Origin of the sequence: Amycolatopsis sp. NPDC051102, from assembly GCF_040682815.1 — a bacterium.
Classification (GTDB): Bacteria; Actinomycetota; Actinomycetes; order Mycobacteriales; family Pseudonocardiaceae; genus Amycolatopsis.
This window is the reverse complement of the sequence record NZ_JBFBBT010000001.1, coordinates 839610-857316: the sequence shown is the minus strand read 5'-3', so window position 1 is coordinate 857316 and position 17707 is coordinate 839610. Positions and strand designations below refer to the sequence as shown.

Below are 17707 nucleotides of genomic sequence, written 5' to 3'. Positions count from 1 at the left end.
CCCTTCAGACGAGGCGAGCCCGCGGATCGAGCGCGCCGTAGCAGAGATCGACCAGGAAGTTCAGGACGGTGACCAGCAGGGCCGAGAACAGCGTCACGCCCAGCAGCACCGGCAGGTTGAGCGAGGCGATGGCGTCGACGAGCAGCCGCCCGACGCCGGCCATGCCGAAGATCCGCTCGGTGATCACGGTCCCGGCCAGCAGCCCGCCGAGGTCGACGCCGAACACCGTGACCACCGGCAGCAGGACGTTGCGCAGCGCGTGCCGCCCGACGACCTTCCGCTCGGTGAGCCCCTTCGCCCGCGCGGTGCGGATGTAGTCCTCGCCGAGGGTCTCCAGCATCTGGCCGCGGGTCAGCCGCGCGTAGATGGCGGCGTGCAGGAACGCCAGCACGAACCACGGCAGCACGAGGTGCCAGGCCCACTGCGCGGGGTTCTCGGTCAGCGGGACGTAGCCGGACTTCGGCACGACGTCGAGGGCGAAGGCGAAGATCGTGATGCCGATCATCCCGGCCAGGTAGGCGGGCATGGACACGCCGGCCATGGCGGCGGCCATCGTGATCCGGTCGGCCGCGCTGCCGCGGCGCAGCGCCGAAAGCACGCCGAGGCCGACACCGGCGACGATCCAGATCGCGGCCGCGCCCAGCGCGACCGAGAAGCTGACCTCGACCCGGCCGCCGATCTCGCCGAGCACGTCGACGTTGTTCTGGAAGTCCCAGCCGAAGCACGGCGCGGTGCAGTGGATGGCCGCGGCGCCGGTGCCGAAGGTGCGGCCGCCGACGATCCCGCCGAGGAAGTCCAGGAACTGCCGGTACCACGGAACGTCGTAGCCCATGAACTCCCGCGCGAGCTGCAGTCCCGCCGGCGAGCACGGGCGGCCGCACGCCATCCGGGCCGGGTCGGCGGGCAGGATGTAGAACACCACGAACGTCACGAAGGCGACGACCAGCAGCACGAGCAGCATCCCGGCGAACCGGGTGGCGACGAAGCGGGCGGTGCGCATCAGGCCGGACCTCCGGAGCGCGGGTCGAGCGCGTCGCGGATCGCGTCGCCGACGACGTTGAAGGCCAGGGTGATCCCGAACAGCAGCAGCCCCGGGAAGACCAGGTACATCGGGTCGGTTTCGAAGAAGTCGATGGCGGCGCTGATGGTCCGGCCCCAGCTCGGGGTCGGCGGCAGGACGCCGACGCCGAGGAACGACAGCGCGGCCTCGTTCCCGATCATCGACGGGACGGTCAGGCTGGCGACGACGATGACCGGCGCCCACAGGTTGGGCAGCAGCTCCTTCGTGAACACGTGCCACGGCCCGGCACCGACCACCCGGGCCGCGGCGACGAAGTCGCGCTGGGCCAGGCTCAGCGTCTGGGCGCGGACGATCCGGGCCACCCGCGGCCAGCCGAACAGCCCGAGGACGACGATCAGCGTCACCTGGCGCGGGAAGTCCACCGGCAGGACCGCGCCGAGCGCGATCATGAAGATCAGGTACGGGAAGCCGAGGATGACGTCGGCGGTCCACGTCACCACGCGGTCCCACCAGCCGCCGAGGTAGCCGGCGCTGACCCCGGCCACGACGCCGAGCACGGTGCCCAGCGCGGTGGCCCCCAGCCCGACCAGCAGCGACGTCCGCGCGCCGTGGGCGACCAGCGCGAACAGGTCGACGCCGGTCAGCGGCTCGACGCCGAACCAGTGCGCGCCGCTCACCCCGCCCAGCCTCCCGGCCGGCAGGCCGGTCGGGCCGAGCGTGCCGATGTCCGGGGTGAGGCTCTGCCCCTCGGCCAGGACGAACAGGTCGGCCGCGGCGGCGAGCAGCCCGATGCCGACGATCAGCACCGCGCAGACCGACGTCCACCGCCCGGACCGGACGGCACGCCACACCGCGGCGGGCAGGGAACGCGCCGCCAGGGGCGGCAGGGCGGGGAGGGTCACAACACCTTCAAGGTTCAGCCGATCGAGTGACGATCGAGGACTTTAAGGACTTCGCGCGTGATCGATCCACTGTCTCGTACCGTGGGACGATACTTGCTTGCGCGGTCCGTGTCATGGGAGCGGCAGCCGGCGAACGGGCTCAACGACGGCACCCGGCCGGGCGTCTAATGGAGGTGGTGCCCTCACCGGGAAGGACGTGCTGCGGGTTGTCCCTGTTGACCAGCCGGCCGGCGAGCCCGGCCGAGACGCCACCGGCGGCGCTGCCCACGACGGCCCGCGGGCGGCGACGGTGGCTGTACGCGCTCGTCGTCGTCGCCCTGCTCGCGGAGATGGCGATCGCGATGATCACCACCGCCGTGGAGCAGTCCCCGACCATCGACGAGCCGGTCTACGCCGGCACCGCCGTCGTCTACCTGCAGCAGCACAGCCTGCGGTACAACCCCGAGCACCCGCCGCTGGGCAAACTGGTCATCGCCACCGGGCTGGCGTTCGCCGGCGTGCACCTCGACCCGGCTTTCGGCGGCGACCAGACGCAGCTGGGCCGGCACGTGCTCTACGAGTCGGGCCAGGACGCGGGCCGTCTGCTGCTGCTGCTGCTGGCCCGGTTGCCGGTGATCGTCCTGACGCTGCTGTTCGGTCTGGTCGTCTTCGCGTTCGCCCGCGACCTGACCGGCCCGGCCGGCGGTCTGGTGGCGCTGGCGCTGTACGCGTTTTCCCCCGACGTCATCGCGCACGGCTCCCTGGCGACCCTGGACGTCCCGGTGGCCGGGTTCCTGGTGACGACGGCCTGGCTGCTGTGGCGCGCCCGGCGGCGTCCCGCGGTGTACGCCCCGTTGGCGGGCCTCGCGCTGGGCGCGGCCGTGGCCACGAAGATGAGCGCGCTCGCCGCGGTTCCCGTGCTGCTGCTCCTGGTCGTGCTGTCGGTCCGGCGTGCTTACGGTCCACATTGGACCAATTGGCTGCGCGGGGTCGCCGCGGCCGTCTCCGTTGCCCTGCTTGCGGTCGCGGTGGTGTGGGCGTCCTATCTGGTCGTCGACCCGCAGCTGCGCTGGGTGACACCCCCGGGCGTGCCGCCGTTCCGAGGGCTGCGCGCGCTCGCGGCGTGGCTGCCGTTCCCGGAGCCGTACCTCGCCGGCATGCGCATCCAGTTCGGCCTCGAAGACCAGGTGTGGACGACGTTCCTGTTCGGCACGCAGCACGTCGGATCGTTGTGGTACTACCTCCCGGCGGCACTGCTGGTGAAGACGCCCCTGGGCGCACTGGCGTTGTGGGCGGCCGGAGCGGCACTGCTGCCGGCGCTCCCCCACCTCCGCCCGGCGGCGGCGTACGTGCTCCTCCCCACGGCGGTCCTGCTGGCCGCGGCCATGACGGGCAGCCGCGACCTCGGCGTCCGGTACGCGGTCTTCGCCCCGATGTTCCTGGCGATCGCGGCGGCCGGCGTGATCGAGCTGCGCCGGCGTTGGGCAACGGTCGTCGTGGCGGGTCTGGTGCTGTGCACGGCGGCGAGCTCGCTGCGGACGTACCCGTATTATTTGCCGTACGCGAACGAGGCATTCGGCGGCCCGACGGCAACGCACCTGCACCTGCACGATTCGAACGTCGACTGGGGCCAGGACCTGAGCCGGCTGGCCGCACGGCTGCGGCAGGAGCACCCGGGCGAGCGGGTGTGGCTGGTGTACAAGGGCAGCGGAGTGCCGTCGTACTACGGGATCAAGGCGGCCGACCCGCTGGCGGTACCACCAGCCGAGGTCCACGGGCTGCTGGCGGTGTCGGATTCCGCGGTCGCCAAAGCGGACGCCCGGCTGGCGGCGCTGATCGGGACCAGCACGCCGATCGACGAAGTGGGCCACGCCATCACGCTCTACCGGCGGCCGTGACGGACTGGACAACCGTCCCGCGACCATTGACCCTCCGCGAACTACCTGCGACCCTTCGTAAACGGGCTCTCGCTCTGTGGCCGGGGAAGGGGAGAGAACCGATGCCAGCCGGCACGCGCATCCGATCACTCGCTCTGGAACTGACCGGGCGCTGCCAGCTGTCCTGCGCCCACTGCTACGCCGAATCTTCGCCGCGCGGCGGGCACGGTTCCATGACCGGCGAGGATTGGCGGCGAGTGCTCGACGCGGCGGCCGGAACCGGCGTGGCGGCAGTGCAGTTCATCGGCGGCGAGCCCACGCTGCACCCCGAGTGCGCGAGCCTGGTCGAACACGCCTTGGCCAAGGATATGCGTGTCGAAGTGTTCACCAACCTGGTGCAGGTCAGCCGATCCTGGTGGTCCCGCTACCAGCGTCCGGGCGTATCCGTGGCAACGTCTTATTACACCGCTGATTCCGCGACCCACGACGCCTTCACCGGCCTGCGGGGCAGTCATGCCCGTACGCGCGCCAACATCGCCCGAGCCGTGCGGGCGGGAGTGCGGATCCGGGTGGCGGTGGTCGGGTCCGGTGCGGTGGCCGATCAGGCGTGTGCGGATCTTGCCGCGCTGGGGGTCGAAAAAGTCACCGTGGGCCGGTTCCGGAAGATCGGCCGCGGCTCCCGCGGAAACCACCCTTCAGCCGCCGAGTTGTGCGGTCGATGCGCTCAGGAAAGTGCGGCCATCGACCCGCTCGGCAACGTTTCGCCCTGCGTGATGGCGCGGTGGATCCGCATCGGGAACGTCCACCGGGAGCCGGTGGAGAGCATTCTCGCCGGCCCGCGGATGGCGGCGATCTCCGCCGGCTTCGCCAAGCGAATCGGCGGCAGCGACTGCCCGCCGGTGCAGTCGGGCCCTCAGTGTCAAGGCGATTGACCTCAGCCGAGCAGCCGGGCTATCCGCGCCGAATTCTCCCGCGCCAGCGGATCGGAATAGCCTGCGAATAGTTCGAACGCTTCTTGCCGGCACGCCCGCGCTTCGGCGGGATCTTCCTCCGCCAGCGCCGCACCGAGATTGTCCAGAGCGACCGCGAGCTGCCACCGGTCGTCGAGCTCCCGGAAGATCACCACCGCCCGGCGGTGGAACGGAACGGCGTCCGCTGCGCGGCCCAGTCCCTGGTACGCCTCTCCCGTGCCGTCCAGCGCCGCAGCTTCCCTGGCCCGGTTTTCGAGTGCCCGGTGCAGGGTGGTGGCCCGCTGGCAGGACACGAGTGCGTCGTTGAACAGGCCGTTGAGCCGCTGGATCCGGGCGTACTCGAGGAGCACCCAACCCTCGTTGCGGTCTTCGTTGCGGGCGCGCGCGAGCTCGAGCGCTTTCCCGGCCGATTCGAGCGCTTCTTCTCTGTCATTTTCCGCCGAATCGGCCTGGGCCCGGGCCAGCACGACGAGCGCGACCAGTTCCCGCCGCTGGTCAGCAAGTTCGCGGCTCAGTGCCAGGCTCTGGCTCGCAGCCTCGATGGCTTCCGGATACCGCCCCGAGCTACCGTAAGCATCAGCGAGGTTGAACAGCGCCGTCGCCTCACGCTCGGTGTCGTTACGTTCGCGCGACAGCAGTCGAGCCAACTCCAATTGCTCGACGGCTTCAGTGAACCTGCGTTGCATGAGGAAGAGGACGCCGAGCATGTTGACCGACAGCAATTCTCCTTCGCTGTCACCGAGTTCACGACGGAGCGCGAGCACCTGCCGGTGCACGCGTTCCGCGTCGTCCAGCCGATGCTGGTTGGAGTAGCCGCTCCCGAGAGCGAACAAGGCTTCCGCTTCAGCCAGCTTGTCGTCGTCCCGGCGGGCGGCACTGATCGCGGCCTCGATCACCTGCAGCCGGTCGGCGATCGTTGCCTCCCGTGTGAAATACGGGCGCAACATCAGCGCCAGTTGCCACGACACGCGGTCCAGCCCGGATTTTTCCGCGGCTTGCACGGCGGCGAGGAGGTTGGCCCACTCGATCTCGAACCACCGGGCACCGTCGAGGTAATCCGGGAAACCGGGCACCGCCGAAGGGGCCGGGAGCGCGGTCGGCGGAAGGAGCCGGACCGGTGTCCGCATGGCCGTCCCGGCCGCGTAAGCCACGTGCAGGTACCACGCCAGAACCCGGCTCAGCGCGGCGTACTGGTCCTCCAGGGAGTCCTGGTGGTGGGCGGCGTTCGTGGCGTACGCACGGAGGAGATCGTGGAACTCGTAGCGGTCCGGCCCGGTCTGCTCGATCAGGTGCACACCGCAGATCGCGTCGAGCAACCGGCGGGCGTCCAGCACCGTGACGTCCGCCAGTTCGGCGGCCGCCTGGACACTGAACTCGGGCCCCGGGTGCAGGCCGAGCAACCGGAACATCCTGGCCGCGTCGACCGGCAGGGCGCGGTACGACCAGGCGAAGACCGCGCGCACGCCGTCCGCTTCTTCGCCGTCCTCGGCGGTGAGGGCATCCCAGAGCCCGGATTCGTCCCGCAGGTCCTGGATGAGCTGCGCCAGCGGCATCCACGGCCGGGTCGCGGCCCGTTCCGCGGCGATCCGCAGCGCCAGCGGCAGGCAGGCGCACAGCCGGGCGAGCTCGGCGATGTCGGCGGGATCGTCCTGACCGCGATAATCCGCGGTGATGGCCGTGATCAGCTCGACCGATTCGGATTCGGGCAGGACTTCGACGATGACGCGCTGGGCTCCGTCGCGGGCCATCAGCCCCGCGAGCCTGCTCCGGCTGGTGACAATGACCCGGCAGCCGTCACTGCCCGGGATCAGAGGCCGGACCTGCCCGACGCTCTCGGCGTTGTCCAGGACGATGAGGACGCGGAGGTTGGCCAGCAACGACCGGTAGAGCGACGCCTTGGCTTCCAGATCAGCGGGAATGCGCGACGAGGGCACGTCCAAGGCGCGGATGAACCGGTCAAGCGCCTGTTCGGCGGTGATCGGGGTGCCCGGGTCGTAACCGCGAAGGTTCACGTACAGCTGGCCGTCGGGAAACTGCTCCTGAGTGCGGTGCGCCCAGCGGAGTGCCAGAGCCGTTTTGCCCACGCCGGCTGTTCCGACGATCACAGTGAGATGGGCGGCGTCCGGTCCGGGCGGAAACAGAACCGTGTCCAGGCGGCCCAGTTCGGCGGCGCGGTTGACGAATCCCCGCACGTCACCGAGCAATTGGCGGGGAACGTCCCGCCGCGTTGGGCCGACTCGGTGAAAGTGGACTCCCCCACTGACGTCCCGCGCCTGAACGACGTCACTGGCAGTACCGGACAGCTCCGATCGGGTGCCGTCCATCGGAACGGGTACCGCCTTGTCGGCGTTCCTGTTCGCCGGGTTCATCGCTCCTTCGGCGGCCGCTCGGCGAGGGCGAATTCAAGAACAGCTTGGCGTGGCAGGATTTCCGTCGCGCTGGTGCGACACTTTCGAGTCGTTCCCGCAGCTCAGCCGCTATCAACCGGGCCGATCCGGCCGCGCCGCTGCGACAACGAAGGTCGAAACGTGTCCGACGCCCGATTCACCCACCGGCTCGCGCTCCGGCACACGAACGAGCGGAGTTGACCCCTCGCGCGCGTGAAATTTACAAACCCTTTCCGCATTCTCACCGATCGCGACCTCGGGCGCACCACCGGCTCCTTGCCTCCCCCGCTGAGCGGCTGCTAACGATGACAGGCGGTCCAAGCCGCAGCTGATGTGCCATCGACCTTCTGTGACGGAGATCCGATGTCCTTGCTCCTCCCCGGCCGGCGGCTGACCGCCACCGCGATCAGCGCCGTGATCGCCGCCGCCACCCTCACCGCCGGTACCTCCGCGGTGGCCGCCCCCTCGCCAACCCTGCCCGTGTACCGGGACACCCACTACAGCTTCGCCGAACGGGCCGCCGATCTCGTGTCGCGGATGACCCTGCCCGAAAAGGTGCTGCAGCTGCACACCAACAGCGCGCCCGCCATTCCGCGGCTCGGGGTGCAGCAGTACACCTACTGGAGTGAAGGGCAGCACGGGCTGAACACGCTCGGTGCCAACACCGATCACGGCACCGCGACCGGCGGTGTGCACGCCACCAGCTTCCCCACGAACCTCGCCAGCACCATGTCGTGGGATCCTGGGCTGATCTACCAGGAGACCACGGCCATCTCCGATGAAGCCCGCGGCATGCTCGACAAGTCCCTGTGGGGCGTCGCGCAGAACAACATCGGGCCCGACAAGAACGGCTACGGCTCGCTCACCTACTGGGCGCCCACCGTCAACCTGGACCGCGATCCGCGGTGGGGCCGCACCGACGAAGGGTTCGGCGAAGATCCTTTCCTGGTCGCGAAAATGGCCGGGGCGTTCGTCAACGGCTACCAGGGCCAGACGCCGTCCGGCCGGCCGATGACGCCCTACCTCAAGGTCGCCGCCACGGCCAAGCACTACGCCCTCAACGACGTCGAGAACGACCGGCACGCCGACTCCTCCGACACCACCGACGCCAACATCCGCGACTACTACACCGCCCAGTTCCGCGCCCTGATCCAGGACGCGCACGTGTCCGGCCTGATGACGTCCTACAACGCCATCAACGGCACCCCGGCACCGGCGAACACCTACACCGCGAACGCGCTCGCCCAGCGCACCTACGGCTTCGACGGCTACACCACCTCCGACTGCGGTGCCGTCGGGGACGTCTACGCGCCGGGCAGCCACAACTGGGCGCCGCCCGGGTGGACCACCACGACCGCCGGGGCCGCGACGCAGTGGACCAACACCGCCACCGGCCAACAGGTTTCGGGGGCCGCCGGAGGCCAGGCCTACGCGCTGCGTGCCGGCACCCAGCTCAACTGCACCGGCTCCGAAGCCACCGTGGCCAACGTCGAGGAGGCAATCAAGGCCGGCGTCCTGTCCGAAGGCGTACTGGACAACGCGCTGGTGCACGTCTTCACCCTGCGGATGCAGACCGGCGAATTCGACCCGGCGGACCGGGTGGCCTACACGAAGATCACCAAGGACGAAATCCAGAGCGCCGCGCACCACGAGCTGGCCGCGAAGGTCGCCGCCAACTCGTTGGTGCTGCTGAAGAACGACGCCCTCGCCGGCACCGGGCGGCCGCTGCTGCCCGCCGATCCGGCGAAACTCCGCAGCGTGGTCGTCGTCGGCGACCTCGCCGGCAAGGTCACCCTCGGCGACTACTCCGGCGAACCCGCCGTGCAGGTGACCGCCGTCCAGGGCCTCACGGCCGCGCTGAAGGCCGCTAGCCCGGACGCCACCCTGACCTTCGACGCGTGCGGCACGTCCACCGCCGCCACCACGCCGGCGAGCTGCTCCGCGGCGACCCTGGACGCGCTCAAGACCGCCGACCTCGTCGTGGTGGCCGCCGGGACCGACACGAACACCGCCACCGAAGGCAAGGACCGCACCAGCATCGCCATGCCGGGCAACTACGACTCGCTGATCGACCAGGTCAAGGCGGCCGGCAATCCCCGGATCGCGCTGGCCGTCCAGGCGGGCGGCGCCGTTTCCCTCGCCCACGCCAAGGACGGCGTCCCGGCCGTCGTGTTCAGCGCGTACAACGGGGAAAGCCAGGGCACCGCGCTCGCCGACGTGCTGTTCGGCAAGCAGAACCCCAGCGGGCACCTGAACTTCACCTGGTACGCCGACGACTCGCAGCTGCCCGCCATGAAGAACTACGGCCTGACGCCGTCGCAGACCGGCGGGCTCGGCCGCACCTACCAGTACTTCACCGGCACGCCGGCGTACCCCTTCGGCTACGGCCTTTCCTACACGGAATTCGCCTATTCGCGCGTGCACGCCGACACCCGGCACGTCACCGCGGACGGGCAGGTCACCGTGCACGTCGACGTCACCAACACCGGCCGCACGCCCGGCGCCACCGTCGCCCAGCTGTACGCGGCCACGGCGTTCGGCGTGCCCGGCGTGGAACTGCCGCGCCAGCGCCTGGCCGGGTTCGCGAAGACGAAGGTGCTGTCCCCCGGCCAGACCCAGCACCTGGCCATCCCGGTTTCCATCAAGGACCTGGCGTTGTGGGACGAGGGAAAGCACCGCCAGGTCGTGTACGACGGTCCTTACCGGTTCGGCGTGGGCGCCGACGCCGGTCACCTCGCCGGCACCGCCACGGTGACCGTCACCGGGGCCATCACGCCGAAGACGCGGTACGTGACCGTGCAGCCCGACCAGGTCGTCTTCGCGCCGGGCGCGCGGCTCGACCTGACCGGCCGGAACCCGTGGATCGCCGACGACACCGGGCAGGCCGCCCAGCACGTGCCGGCCGACCACGTCGTCGAAGCGGTGCGCGACGACCAGTCGTTCACCGACCTCGCGCACGCCCGGATCGGTTACCGCAGCAGCGATCCGCGGGTGGCCCAGGTCAGCCGGACCGGCCAGGTGACCATGGTGGCGCCCGGTGTCACGACCATCAGCGTGACGGTCGACGGCGTCACCGGCACCACGCCGGTGGTGGTCAAGCAGCCGTTCACGCTCACCGCGCCGGCCCAGGTGAAGGCGGGCACGACCTACTCCGTCACCACCACGCTGCCGAACCCGGCGGGCGCGCGCCCGCTGCGTGACGTGACTCTGACGCTCGACGTGCCCGCGGGCTGGACCGCGAAGGCCACTTCGCCGGCCACCTTCGCCGTCGTCCCCGCCGGGCAGACGGTCAGCACCACCTGGGAGGTCGGCGTGCCGGCCTCGGCGCAACCCGGCAAGTTCGCCGTGTCGGCGCAGGCGACGTTCACCTCCTCCAACGGGCCGGGCACCTCCGTGGACGCGACCACCGTGCTGCTGCCGCACCCGCCGTACCCGTCACTGGCGGCCGCCTACAACAACGTGGGCGTCACCGACGACGCCAGTCCCGGCTCCGGCAACTTCGACGGCGGCAACGCCAGCTTCTCGGCACAGGCGCTGGCCGCGGCGACGCCCAGCCTCACCCCGGGAGCCACGTTCACCCACGACGGTCTGACGTTCACCTGGCCGGACGTCCCGCCGGGCAGCCCGGACAACGTCGTCGCCGGCGGGGTGGGCGGCGGGCAGACCATCATGCTCTCCGGCTCCGGTCACACCCTCGGCCTGATCGGCGCCGGCGACTACGGCAGCCCGAGCGGAACCGCGACGGTGACCTACACCGACGGCACCACCGAGTCCCACTCCGTCAGCTTCGCCGACTGGTGGGCCAACGCGGCGACCGGCGGCGACATCCTCACCACCCTGCCGTACCTCGACAACAGCAGCGGGCGGCTGGACCAGCAGGTGAGCCTGTACTACGCCCCGATCCCGTTGCAGCCGGGCAAAACCGTGCAGTCGGTGACCCTGCCCGACGTCAGCGACGGGGCGCAGATGGGCACCGCGGCGATGCACATCTTCACCGTGGCCATCGGCTGAACCTCACCGGGCGCAGGTGAAACTGGTGGCGGTATCGGGGTCGCCCGCCCGGTACCGCGGCCAGGCCGGGTATTCGCAGAGGGGCCGGGTGCGCGGGTGGGCCAGGTCGGTGACGACCTGGTTCGCCGGCGCCTGGCCCCGCTCGACCCATCGTTCGAGCGCGGTGAGCGAGTCCCAGCCGGCCGCGAACGCCGGAGTCCCGAAGTTGGCGTGGTTGGCCCCGGGCACGACGTAGTAGCGCAGGAACGCGTTCGTCGTGCGCGGGCCCGCCACCGCGCGCACCCGCTCGTAGTAGTCGCTCGTCGAGTACGGGGAGACCAGTTCGTCCGCGGCGCCGTGCAGCAGGATCAGCTTCCCGCCGGCCCGGGCGAACGGGCGCAGGTCGGCGTCGTTCCGGTCCTCGACCGTGGACAGGGCGCTGATCCGGCCGAGCCACTGGCCGGGGTGGCGGGGATCCACGTCCAGCCCGCTGCGGCGCGGGTCCCGGGTGAGGAAGTACTTGACCCACTGGTCCCAGTACTGCATCCCGTAGCCGCTGGTCACCGGCATCGGGTCGGCCGGTGGCGTGGTGCCGAAGCCGAGGAACGGCGTCCGCATGTCCGCGCCGGAGAGGAACGGGAAGCCCGGGTAAGCGGTTTCGCCGCTGGCGATCCGGTACGGCCACCGGAACGGGGTGGACATCGCGAGCACGGCACCGATCTGGGGATCGGACAGGCAGTCCGGGCCGGTGTCGGCCCCGCCCGGGCACCGCAGCGCGCGCGGGTCGAAGCGGCATGCTCCCGGGTTCGAGACGACCTTGTCGGTCAAGCCGTCCAAGCCGTCACACGCCTTGATGACGCTGTCGTAGAGGAGTGCCTGCTTCGCGGGGCCGGGGAAGGCGCCGGGCCGAGCCAGGATCTGCGTGAGGTAGCCCAGGTCCAGGATCTCGGCGAGGTTGTTCCACGCCGGATAGGCGGAAATCACGCCGTCGAACGCGGCCGGCCACCGCTGGGCGACGACGAGAGCTTCGCGGCCGCCGGTCGACCCGCCGGCGAAGAACACTTCGGCAGGCGTCGCCGCGTAGGCGTGCCGGATGAGGAACAGGCTCGCGTCACGGGTCTTCTTGAGGGCGTCACCGGCGGCGAAGTTGGTCAGGGCCTCGTCGTTCACGCCGAACGAACCGTCCAGCGACGGCGGGGACGCCGGGTTCTGCTGGTGACCCGAGTCGCTCGCGAAGGTCGCATAGCCCCGGGCCAGTGGCACCGGCCGGTCGGCCGGGCCGAACGGCACGTTCGCCGCCGGGTCGGGGATCGTGCCGTCGTACCCGCCGCCGCCGAACATCAGCGCGTTGTGGTTCCACGCGCGGGGCAGGGCGACGCGCAGCTTGATGGCCGGCGCGGCCGGGTCGACCGGGAACAGGTCCGCGTCGACCCGGCAGTACTCGACGGGGGCGGAGACGACCGAAACCGCCGTGACGCGGCCGCCGCTCGTCGGCAGGCTCATGACCGACGCGGGGATCCGCAGCCCGGCCAGCCCGGCACACCCCGGCTCCGGCGTCGCCGCGGCGGCGGGTCCGGGTGCGCTCGCGGCCAGCAACAGGGCCGCCGAGACGACGAGCCTGCGGGTTTTCCTCATAGCGGCTCCTTCTCAGTGGAGGTGCGCACCCGGGACGGCGTGCGGATCGGCGCGGACCTCGGCGGGGTTCGTCTCGGGCAGGAACCACGCGCTGGCGAACGTGATCAGCCCCATCAGCGTGATGTAGAGGGCGACCGGCCAGGTGCTCCCGGTCTCCGCGATCAGCGCGGTCATCAGGAACGGCGTGCCGCCGCTGACGACGATCGCGGACAGCTGGTAGGCCAGCGACGCACCCGAGTAGCGGACGGCGGGGGCGAACAGCTCGCCGAGGAAACTCGCGATCGGGCCGTAGGTGAGGCACTGGAACACGAACCCGACCGTCACGGCGACGAAGATCAGCGGCAGGGACGCGGTGCCGACGAGCCCGAAGTACGGGAAGCCCCAGACGGCGACACCCAGGCCGCCGATCAGGATCAGCGGCCGCCGGCCCACCTTGTCCGAAAGGTGCCCGGACCACGGGATCGTCGCGAGCATCGCCGCGGAACTGAGCAGCACCACCGCGAGGAGCGCGTTGCGCTTGAGCCCGAGGGACCCCGTGCCGTAGCTCAGCAGCCCGGAAATGCTGACGTAGAACAGGCTGTTGGTGGCCGACAGCAGGCCGCAGCCGAGCAGGACGGTCCCCCACTTGCTGCGCAGGACCTGCGCGAGCGGCGCCCGGACCACCGGGCCGTCGTGGCGCGCGACGGCTTCCTGCAGCTGCCGGAACTCCGGCGTGTCCTCCACCTTCGCCTGGATGTAGAGCACCACGCCGAACATCACGACGCTGAGCAGGAACGGGATCCGCCAGCCCCAGCTGAGGAACGCGGCGTCCGGCATCAGCGCGCTCGCGGCGACGAAGATCAGGTTGGACAGGATCACGGCCACGGGCACGCTCGTCTGCCCGAAGGTGCCGGCGAACCCGCGCCGCTTCGGACCGGCGGATTCGGTCAGCAGCAGCACGATGCCGCCCCACTGCCCGCCGGCCGCGAGCCCCTGCACGAACCGCAGGATGACCAGCAGGGTCGGGGCCAGTGCCCCGACGCTCGCCGCGCTGGGCAGGCAGCCGATGAGGAAGGTCGCGGCCCCCATCAGGGCCAGGCACGCGACCACGACCGGCTTGCGCCCGTACCGGTCCCCGAGGTGCCCGGCGAGCACCCCGCCGACCGGCCGCGCCACGAACCCGGCCCAGAACGTGCTGAAGGCCAGCAGCGTCCCGGTCAACGCCGTCGAGTGCGGGAAGAACACCTTCGGGAACACCAGCGCGGCCGCGGTGCCGTACAGGAAGAAGTCGTACCACTCGATCGAGCTGCCGACGAGCCCCGCCGCCAGCAGTTTGCGGAAGGACCGGCGCCGGGTCGCGGACACCGCGGCGTCGGACTGCCCTTCGGGTTGGGTGAGCGGGATGGCCATGGATGCCGCCTTCGTCGAGGAGCTCCGGCAAGGTGATGGCGGTCATGGTAGGGCGCCGTTACGCTGCGACCGGAGGTGTGGACCACCCACTCCTCCACCCCGCTCGGTGGATCTTTCCCCCACCCGACGCCCCCGGAGGACCGTGCCGTGACCAGTGGCTCGCCCGGCCGCCGTCAGCGTGAACTCGCGTCGTTGTACGCGACCGTCAAGTCGCTCACCGCCCTGGGCGAGCTCGACGAGGTCCTGCAGTCGATCGTGCACCACGCCCACGACCTGATCGGCACCGACTTCACCTACCTCTCGCTCGTCGGCGCGGACGGCCGGCTCTCGGCACGGGCGTCGGACGGGACGATCTCCGCCGAGTTCCTCGCCGCGACCATCCCGGCCACGGTCGGGCTCGGCGGGAAGGTGCTGGCCTCGAAGAGCCCGCACTGGGTGCGCGACTACGCCACCTCGACGCTCATCCAGCACGACCCGGACTTCGACCGGCTGGTCGTCACCGAGGAACTGGGCGCGCTGCTCGGGGTGCCGCTGGTCATCCGCGGCGAGGCGGTCGGGGCGCTGTTCGCCGCGGACCGGTCCGAACGGTCCTTCCAGGCCGAGGAAATCGCGCTGCTCAACGCTTTCGCCGACCACGCCGCCGTCGCGCTCGACAACGCCCGGCTCTACGAGGAGAGCCGGACCGCCCTGCGGGAGCTGCGGGTGGCGTACCGGAAAACCGAGCGGGCGCAGGCGATCCACGAAGCACTGACCGGGGTGGTGCTGGGCGGCGGCACACCCGCCGACGTCGCCCAGCACCTGGCCGACCAGCTGGGCGGGAGCGTCACGCTCCTCGACCGGACGGGCGAGAGCGACCTGGCCGCCGCCGTCGAAGAAGCCCGGCGCTCGGGCCGCTGCTCGGTCTCGGTGGACGCGGGCGGCACCACCCGGAGCGTGGCCGCGATCCAGGCCGGCGACAGCTACCTCGGTGCGCTGGTGTGGCGCCGGGCGGCGGACGGCCACGACGACGTACCGGACGACACGGACCTGCGGACGCTCGAACGCGCCACGCACATCCTCGGGCTGCTCATCCTCAAGGAGCGGGCCGTGGCCGAGGCGGGCGAGCGGCTGAGCGGTGAGCTGCTGACCGAGCTCCTGGTCGGCGGGCCGGGGGCCGGCCCGGCCCAGCGCGCCCGCGCCCGGGCGCGCACGATCGACGTCGACGCGCTGGACCTGGTGCTGGTCGCGGACTCCCCCGCCGCGTCGCCGGCCGATCTGGCGCGGCACCTGCACGACATCGCCCGGGACCGCGCCGGGCTGGCCGGCGAGCACCTGGGCCGGGCCACGATGATCCTGCCCGGCGCCGGCGACGACCGGACCGTCGCGGAAGTCCACACCGGACTTCGGCGCTCGCTGGGCGGTCCCGTCCTCGTCGTCGGGGAACGGGCGGGCGACCACGACTGGGCCCGCGCCTTCGCCATGGCCGGCCGGTGCAGCGCCGTGCTGCGCGCGCTCGGCCACACCGACCTGGGCACCACCACACGCGAGTACGCCTTGTACGCCATGGTTTTCGACCCCGAGCGGGCCGGCGAGCTCGACCGGTTCCTGGCCGGCTCGATCGGCACCCTGCTCGAGTACGACGAGCGGCGGGGCACCGACCTCGTCGGCACGCTCAGCGCGTACTACGTCCACCGCGCGAACGTCGCGGCGACGGCCCGCGCGTTGCACCTGCACGTCAACACGCTGCTCAAGCGGCTGGACCGGGCCGGCACCGTGCTCGGCTTCGACTGGCGCCACGAGAACGACCTCGAACTACAGCTTGGCCTCCGGCTGCACCAGCTCCGCGCGGTCACGTCCTGAGGCTGCGGCCGAGTCGCGCAGGGCGGTCTTCGAGATCTTGCCGGTGCCCGTCTTCGGCAGGCCGGGGACCAGGACGACTTCGTCCGGCAGCCACCACTTCGCGACCATCGGCGTGATGTGCGCCAGCAGCTCGTCCGCCGTCGCCGCGCTGCCTTCGCGCAGCACGACATAGGCCACCGGGCGTTCCATCCACCGCGGGTCCGGGCGCGCGATCACCGCCGCCTCGACGACGTCGGGGTGGGACGCGATGGCGCCTTCGAGCTCGACCGAGGAGATCCACTCGCCGCCGGACTTGATCAGATCCTTCATCCGGTCCACCAGCCGCAGGTAGCCGTCGGCGTCGATGGTGGCCAGGTCGCCCGTGCGCAGCCAGCCGTCGGCGGTGAAGCTGCTGCCGGCGTCCACGCGGAAGTAGCCGCCCGCCACCCAGGGGCCCGCCACCTGCAGCTCGCCGACGGCGGTGCCGTCGCGGGGCAGCTCCCGGCCGGTCTCGACGTCGGCGATCCGCACGTTCACCAGCGGCAGCGGCTGGCCCTGGGCGGCCCGCACCGCCACCCGGTCGGCCTCGGCCGCGTCCCGGTGCTGGGTGCGGGTGCCGCCGATGGCGCCGACCGGGCTGATCTCCGTCATGCCCCAGGAATGCGTGATGGGGACGCCGATCGCGGCGCGGTAGGCCTCCGACAGCGCCGGCGGGACGGCCGAGCCGCCGCCGAGCAGGAACCGCGTGGCGCCGAGGTCGTGGTCCCGCAGCCGGGGCGCCAGGCCGGTCCAGACCGTGGGGACGGCCCCGGCGACGGTCACCCGCTCGGCCGCCATCAGCCGCAGCAGGTGGTCCGGATCCGCGGACGGCCCCGGCAGCACCAGGGACGCGCCCGCCAGCATCGCGCCGTAGGGCAGGCCCCAGGCGTTGGCGTGGAACATGGGCACGATCGGCAGCACGACGTCGCTCTCGCAGAGCCCGATGAACCCCGCGGCGAGGGTGCCCAGGCCGTGCAGGACCGTCGACCGGTGGCTGTAGAGCACGCCCTTGGGCGGGCCGGTCGTCCCGGACGTGTAGCACAGCCCCGACGCCAGCTGCTCGTCCGTGAGCGTGAACGTCTCCTCGAACGAGCCCGTGGCGGGCGCGGCTCCGGAGACCAGCTCGTCGTAGTCCAGGACGCGGGGGTCCGCCGGGATCGGCACGCCGCTGTCGTCCGGCAGCACCACCCAGTGCCGCACCCGCCGCAGCCGACCGGCGCTCGGCCAGATCCGCGGCAGCAGCGCGCGGTCGACGAACACGACGTCGTCCTCGGCGTGCCCGACGATGTACTCGAGGTGCTCGGCCGGCAGCCGGATGTTGATCGAGTGCAGCACCCGCTTGGTGGCCGGGACGGCCAGGTAGAGCTCCAGGTGACGCCGGTGGTTGCTGGCGAAGGTGGCCACCCGGGCTCCGGCCGGGACGCCGAGGGTGTCCAGCGCGGTGGCGAGGCGGCGGGTTTGGCGGGCGACCTCGGCGTAGGTCAGCCGCCCCTCCCCCGCCGTGACGACTTCCTTGTGCGCGTAGAGCCGCTCGGCGCGCTCCAGGATGTGGGCGATGGTGAGCGGCCGTGGCTGCATCAACCCGTCCATGGCACCCCTTTTCTTCCGGTCGCCCAGTGACTCTAGGAGCGGTTCCGGCCGGGAAGAGAGGGCGGAACCGCCCACTCGTCCGGCCGCTCCGGTGGTGATCACCTCCACG

The 17707-nt window shown here is 71.4% G+C and carries 10 protein-coding genes; 4 read left to right on the top strand and 6 right to left on the bottom strand.

The window, feature by feature from the left end; all coding sequences use genetic code 11:
* Window positions 1–4: 4 nt before the first annotated feature.
* Both AB0M93_RS03520 and AB0M93_RS03515 read right to left on the bottom strand, forming a co-directional pair.
* Entirely contained in the window at window positions 5–1000 is a 996-nt protein-coding gene (locus tag AB0M93_RS03520; RefSeq protein ID WP_364267951.1) for an ABC transporter permease, read from the bottom strand.
* Window positions 1000–1923, bottom strand: a complete 924-nt coding sequence (locus tag AB0M93_RS03515; protein WP_364267949.1) for an ABC transporter permease — start codon at window positions 1921–1923, stop codon at window positions 1000–1002. Before AB0M93_RS03515 ends, AB0M93_RS03520 begins: the two co-directional genes overlap by 1 nt.
* A gap of 206 nt (window positions 1924–2129) precedes the next feature.
* Between AB0M93_RS03515 and AB0M93_RS03510 the strand changes: the two genes are divergently transcribed.
* Together AB0M93_RS03510 and AB0M93_RS03505 are read left to right on the top strand one after the other, a co-directional pair.
* A complete protein-coding gene (locus tag AB0M93_RS03510) occupies window positions 2130–3800 on the top strand; it encodes a phospholipid carrier-dependent glycosyltransferase (RefSeq protein WP_364267947.1) in 1671 nt (556 codons plus the stop codon).
* A gap of 101 nt (window positions 3801–3901) precedes the next feature.
* Window positions 3902–4711 carry a radical SAM protein gene (locus AB0M93_RS03505; protein WP_364267945.1) on the top strand — a complete coding sequence of 270 codons (810 nt, stop codon included), beginning with the start codon at window positions 3902–3904 and terminating at the stop codon, window positions 4709–4711.
* A gap of 2 nt (window positions 4712–4713) precedes the next feature.
* Here the strand turns inward: AB0M93_RS03505 and AB0M93_RS03500 are convergent, their stop codons facing one another.
* Window positions 4714–7119 (bottom strand): tetratricopeptide repeat protein, encoded by a 2406-nt coding sequence (locus tag AB0M93_RS03500; RefSeq protein WP_364267943.1) that lies wholly within the window; start codon window positions 7117–7119, stop codon window positions 4714–4716.
* Between the two features lie 381 nt (window positions 7120–7500).
* On the opposite strand from AB0M93_RS03500, the gene AB0M93_RS03495 reads away from it, so the two are divergent.
* Window positions 7501–11148 carry a glycoside hydrolase family 3 C-terminal domain-containing protein gene (locus tag AB0M93_RS03495; RefSeq protein WP_364267941.1) on the top strand — a complete coding sequence of 1216 codons (3648 nt, stop codon included), beginning with the start codon at window positions 7501–7503 and terminating at the stop codon, window positions 11146–11148.
* Between the two features lie 3 nt (window positions 11149–11151).
* Here AB0M93_RS03495 and AB0M93_RS03490 read toward each other — a convergent pair whose 3' ends face one another.
* Entirely contained in the window at window positions 11152–12762 is a 1611-nt protein-coding gene (locus AB0M93_RS03490; protein ID WP_364267939.1) for a tannase/feruloyl esterase family alpha/beta hydrolase, read from the bottom strand.
* A gap of 12 nt (window positions 12763–12774) precedes the next feature.
* Entirely contained in the window at window positions 12775–14151 is a 1377-nt protein-coding gene (locus AB0M93_RS03485) for an MFS transporter (RefSeq protein WP_364267937.1), read from the bottom strand.
* A gap of 147 nt (window positions 14152–14298) precedes the next feature.
* Here AB0M93_RS03485 and AB0M93_RS03480 point away from each other — a divergent pair, with 147 nt between their 5' ends.
* Window positions 14299–15990 (top strand): GAF domain-containing protein, encoded by a 1692-nt coding sequence (locus AB0M93_RS03480; protein WP_364267935.1) that lies wholly within the window; start codon window positions 14299–14301, stop codon window positions 15988–15990.
* On the opposite strand, the gene AB0M93_RS03475 is transcribed toward AB0M93_RS03480, so the two are convergent.
* A complete protein-coding gene (locus AB0M93_RS03475; RefSeq protein WP_364267933.1) occupies window positions 15943–17598 on the bottom strand; it encodes a long-chain fatty acid--CoA ligase in 1656 nt (551 codons plus the stop codon). The genes AB0M93_RS03480 and AB0M93_RS03475 overlap by 48 nt on opposite strands.
* Window positions 17599–17707: the final 109 nt, after the last annotated feature.